The following is a 4,631-nucleotide window of genomic DNA, read 5'->3' on the forward strand; positions in this document are numbered from 1 at the left end:
CAGCGCGGGAAATCCGCCGTCTCGATCGTCACGTCGAACGGCCCGGGCAGGATCAACGGTTTTCCGAACGGCTCCGCGCGTGCAGCTCGGTAGACGTCTTCGGCCGGATCGGAATACAGGGTCACCGTTGGCCACCGATCCGCGAACCGGTCGATGAGCAGGTAGAGCGGGATTGCAGCACGGGCGTAAGCGTGCAGTTTCCTGGTGCGGCCGGTATCCGCGTAGCCCTTCGAGGTGATTTCCACCGCGAGCAAGGCGGCTTCCCCGGGAATGACCCCTGATTCGCCCTCGGTGGCGTCGCGTGGGAACGCGATCAGGTCGGGTACGTACTGGCCAGGGAAAGGCGGTGCGGAAACGCCCGCGGTCTGGAATAGCACGATGTCTCGCGGCAGCGCCGGGTAGATCGATCGTTGGACCGAGTCGGCGATTAGATTGTGCTTCGGCGCGGGCGGCGGGGACATCACGATCCTTCCGTCGATGATCTCCGCGCGCCAGCCTTCGGGAGGATCGAGGTGCTCGAAGACCTCGACGAGTTCGTCCCAAGACGAATCCTGAAGTGCCGGGGCTGCACTCACAGCGCGATCACCTCCTGTATTGGTGTCATCACGCACTGTATCCTCCCGGTCTGACAATCAAGCATCGTCCCTGGTAATCAGCCTAGCGGTGATCCGTCCCGGCGTCGGTGGCCCACTCGTGGTCTTGGCACGGGCCGTGACCGCCGCTAGCCTCGATCGGGACAACACAACCGCGGGAGCCCGCACCGGCAGCGGGCTGAGAGGGCGGCTGGACCGATCGGTCCGGGGCCGCCGACCGCCTGAACCTGACCGGATAATGCCGGCGTAGGGAGTGAACGGCCATGGCCGACGTGCGTCCTGATCAGTCCACTGCGGACACCCGAGCCACCGCGGAAGCGCAGCGCCCGGTGCGCTCTCAGTCCACTGTGGAATCCGACGTGCCCGGGGTGACCACCGGCCCGATCACCGGCTCGCGCAAGGTCTACCGCGAGACCGCCGGGCTGCGCGTGCCGCAGCGCCGCATCGACCTCAGCAACGGCGAGCACCTGGACGTCTACGACACCTCCGGCCCGTACACCGACACCGCGGCCGACATTGACGTCCACAGTGGACTTCCGCGTGCCAGGGAAGGCTGGAACGGCGAGCACCGGACCCAGCTGGCGTGGGCGAAGGCGGGCGTGCTCACCCGCGAGATGGAGTTCGTCGCCGCGCGCGAGGACCTGCCTGCCGAGCTGGTGCGCGACGAGATCGCCCGCGGCCGCGCGGTGCTGCCCGCGAACCGCTGCCACCCGGAGACCGAGCCGATGATCATCGGGAAGAACTTCCTGGTGAAGGTGAACGCCAACATCGGCAACTCGGCGGTGACCTCGTCGGTCGAGGAAGAGGTCGAGAAGATGGTGTGGGCCGCCCGCTGGGGCGCCGACACGATCATGGACCTGTCCACCGGCAAGCGGATCCACGAAACCCGCGAGCGGATCCTGCGCAACTCGCCCGTCCCGGTCGGCACCGTGCCGATCTACCAGGCGCTGGAGAAGGTCGACGGCGATCCGGCGCAGCTGACCTGGGAGCTGTACCGGGACACCGTGATCGAGCAGTGCGAGCAGGGCGTGGACTACATGACCGTGCACGCGGGCGTGCTGCTGCGCTACGTGCCGCTGACCGCGCAGCGCGTCACGGGGATCGTCTCGCGCGGGGGTTCGATCATGGCGGCGTGGTGCCTGGCGCACCACCGGGAGAGCTTCCTGTACACGCACTTCTCCGAGCTGTGCGAGATCCTGCGGGACTACGACGTCACGTTCTCCCTCGGCGACGGGTTGCGGCCCGGATCCATCGCGGACGCCAACGACCGCGCCCAGTTCGCCGAGCTGGAAACCCTCGGCGAGCTCACCCGGATCGCCCGCGAGCACGACGTGCAGGTGATGATCGAAGGCCCCGGCCACGTGCCGATGCACAAGATCGCGGAGAACGTGCGGCTGGAAGAGGAGCTGTGCGACGAGGCGCCGTTCTACACCCTCGGGCCGCTGACCACCGACATCGCGCCCGCCTACGACCACATCACCTCCGGCATCGGCGCGGCGGTGATCGCGCAGGCCGGTACCGCGATGCTCTGCTACGTCACGCCGAAGGAGCACCTCGGGCTGCCGGTCCGGGACGACGTGAAGACCGGTGTGATCACCTACAAGATCGCCGCGCACGCCGGTGACCTCGCGAAGGGGCACCCGCGGGCGCAGGAGTGGGACGCCGCGCTGTCGAAGGCGCGGTTCGAGTTCCGCTGGACCGACCAGTTCCACCTGTCGCTGGACCCGGACACCGCGAAGTCCTTCCACGACCAGACACTGCCCGCGGAACCCGCGAAGACGGCGCACTTCTGCTCGATGTGCGGGCCGAAGTTCTGCTCCATGAAGATCACCCAGGACGTCCGCAGGTTCGCCGAGGAGCGCGGGTTGACCAGTGTGGAGGCGATCGAGGAAGGCATGCGGGAGAAGTCCGAGGAGTTCGCCGAGTCCGGCGGCGAGGTCTACCTGCCGATCGTGCGGTGAGTGCTTGCCTGTTGAGCTCGTTTTGCGTAGGTGGTCGGGTAGCGGAACCTCAGGCGCCGTCTCGCTGCGGGATCTCCTCCTGAAGTAGCGCCCTACTCGGCGTCGGAGCTGTCCTCGCGAGACGACGCCTGAGAACCCGCGGCGGTGCCGGTTGCGTAGGTGGCGAAAGCGGCTGACGCCGCTTGAAAAGACCAACACCAGAACCGTTCCGAGACAGGCGCCTAGGATGAGCAGGATGTACGACGAGCCTGGCCTGCGACGACCCGCCAACGACACGGCGCCGCCGACCGCGCTGACCATCGCCGGCTCGGACTCCGGTGGCAGTGCCGGGATGCACGCCGATCTGCGCGCGTTCTTCTCCTGCGGCGTGCACGGCATGACCGCGGTGACCGCGGTGACCGTGCAGAACACCGTGGGAGTCACGGGCCTGGTGGAAATCCCGGCGGAGACGGTGGGTGCGCAGATCGGCGCCGTCGCCTCGGACATCGGGGTGGATGCGGCGAAGACGGGAGTGCTGGCCTCGGCGGCGACCATAGAGGCGGTCGTGGCCGCCTGCGACGAGCACGGCATCGGCGGCTCCGGCCGCACCCCGTTCGTCGTCGACCCGGTCGCCGCGTCCCGCAGCGGTGAGCCGCTGTTGCGCGCGGACGCCCTCGACGTGCTGCGCTACCAGGCGTTCCCCAGGGCGACGCTGGTGACGCCGAACCTGGACGAGGTGCGGCTGCTCACCGGCCGCGACGCGCGCACCCGGGACGACCTGCTGGACGCGGCGAAGGCGGTGCACGACTTCGGACCGCAGTGGGTGCTGATCAAGAGCGGGCACCTGCGGGACGACCCGGAGTGCGTGGACCTGCTCTTCGACGGCAGCACGGCGATGCCGCTGCCGGGCCCGCGCTACTCCACGGTGCACACGCACGGCGCCGGTGACGTGTTCGCTTCGGCGATCACCGCCGCGCTCGCCAAGGGCGCTGCGGTGCCGGAGGCGGTGGCGGCGGGCAAGCGGTTCGTGACGCGCAGCGTCGAGCACGCCTACCCGCTCGGTTCCGGAGTGGGACCGGTGTCGACGTTCTGGCGGATCAGCCCGCGGTCGATCTGATGGGGACCGGCTTGAGTTACCTGATCGAGTGATTTTCGACGACGCCGTAACTCGCGGGGCGGGTCGCACCGACATAGATCGTGAGTCATGCGGCAGCCTGCCGATCGGCCAGTGCCTCTCCGGCCCAGTGCTTGTCCGGCAAGTGTTTGTCCGGCCCAGTGCCTCGTCGGCCCAGTGCCTTTTCGGCGCTGTGCCTCTGCGGCGCTGGGCCCCTCCGGCGCTGTGGCTTCCCCGACTCCGCGCCGCTCGGGCGAAGCCCGCTGCGGATGCCGGCGGAACGCCCGGCGTCCTGCGCAACGCTCGGCTACGGGGCGCATCGACCTCTCGCACGCGACGAAGAAGTAGGAGTAAGCGACCACCGTGGCTGCATCGGTGTTGACGAAGGTAAGAGAGCGGTTGGACACCGGCCTGAACACCGAGGCGGGGGCGCCGGATCTCCGGCGGCGCCAGTACGCGGTGGCCGTGCTCGTGACCGCGGTCGTGGCCACCGCGGGCGGCTGGTTGTTCGACCTGCGCACGCCCGCGCTGATCGGCGGGCTGACCGCGGTGTTCGCCCTGGTGGCGGCCGGTGGGCGGTCGCTGCGGTCGGATCTGCACCGGTTCTCCTGGTTCGGTCCGGCGCTGGTGCTGGTGATGGCGCTGGGACCGGTGCTCTACGGCATCCCGGTGCTGGCCGGGTCGCTGGTCGCGGTGGTCGTGTTCGGTTCCGGGATGCTGCCCGCGCTCGGCGAGCAGTACCGGGTCAGCGGGCAGACGTTCGCGGCGGCGACGTTGTTCTCCAGCACCACCGGCATCGGTAGCGATCAGCCCGCCTGGATGCTGTTCCTGTGCACCGTCGCAGGTGCGTTGTTCGCGCTGGTCCTGCGAGTGCTCATCGGCATCGGCGACTCGACCCGCGCGACCCGCGCGGCCGTCGCCCGCACGCTGCTCGAACCCGGGCCGGGGGTGTTGGAGTCGGCCGCGAGCGCTTGGCGCGCGGAC

At 69.2% G+C, this 4,631-nt stretch carries 3 protein-coding genes, 1 pseudogene and 1 riboswitch; of the genes and pseudogenes, 3 read left to right on the forward strand and 1 reads right to left on the reverse strand.

The annotated features are described in order from the left end of the window. A partial coding sequence (locus tag IJH84_RS27125) for a Uma2 family endonuclease (RefSeq protein ID WP_295150583.1) occupies positions 1–575 on the reverse strand: 575 nt, incomplete at its 3' end. A gap of 162 nt (positions 576–737) precedes the next feature. Further along, positions 738–861: riboswitch (TPP riboswitch) on the forward strand. Between IJH84_RS27125 and thiC the strand changes: the two genes are divergently transcribed. The 3 genes and pseudogenes from thiC to IJH84_RS27140 form a co-directional block, all read left to right on the forward strand. Then, positions 857–2,554, forward strand: coding sequence for a phosphomethylpyrimidine synthase ThiC (thiC, locus tag IJH84_RS27130; RefSeq protein ID WP_295150585.1), 1,698 nt, complete (start codon positions 857–859; stop codon positions 2,552–2,554). Its footprint overlaps the riboswitch before it by 5 nt. Before the next feature lie 235 nt (positions 2,555–2,789). After that, on the forward strand, positions 2,790–3,650 hold the full coding sequence (thiD, locus tag IJH84_RS27135; RefSeq protein ID WP_200068344.1) for a bifunctional hydroxymethylpyrimidine kinase/phosphomethylpyrimidine kinase: 861 nt from the start codon (positions 2,790–2,792) through the stop codon (positions 3,648–3,650). Between the two features lie 372 nt (positions 3,651–4,022). Next, positions 4,023–4,631: pseudogene (locus IJH84_RS27140) on the forward strand (FUSC family protein); the annotation flags it as partial.

It is taken from the genome of Saccharopolyspora sp., assembly GCF_017434145.1.
Lineage (GTDB): Bacteria > Actinomycetota > Actinomycetes > Mycobacteriales > Pseudonocardiaceae > Saccharopolyspora_C > Saccharopolyspora_C galaxeae.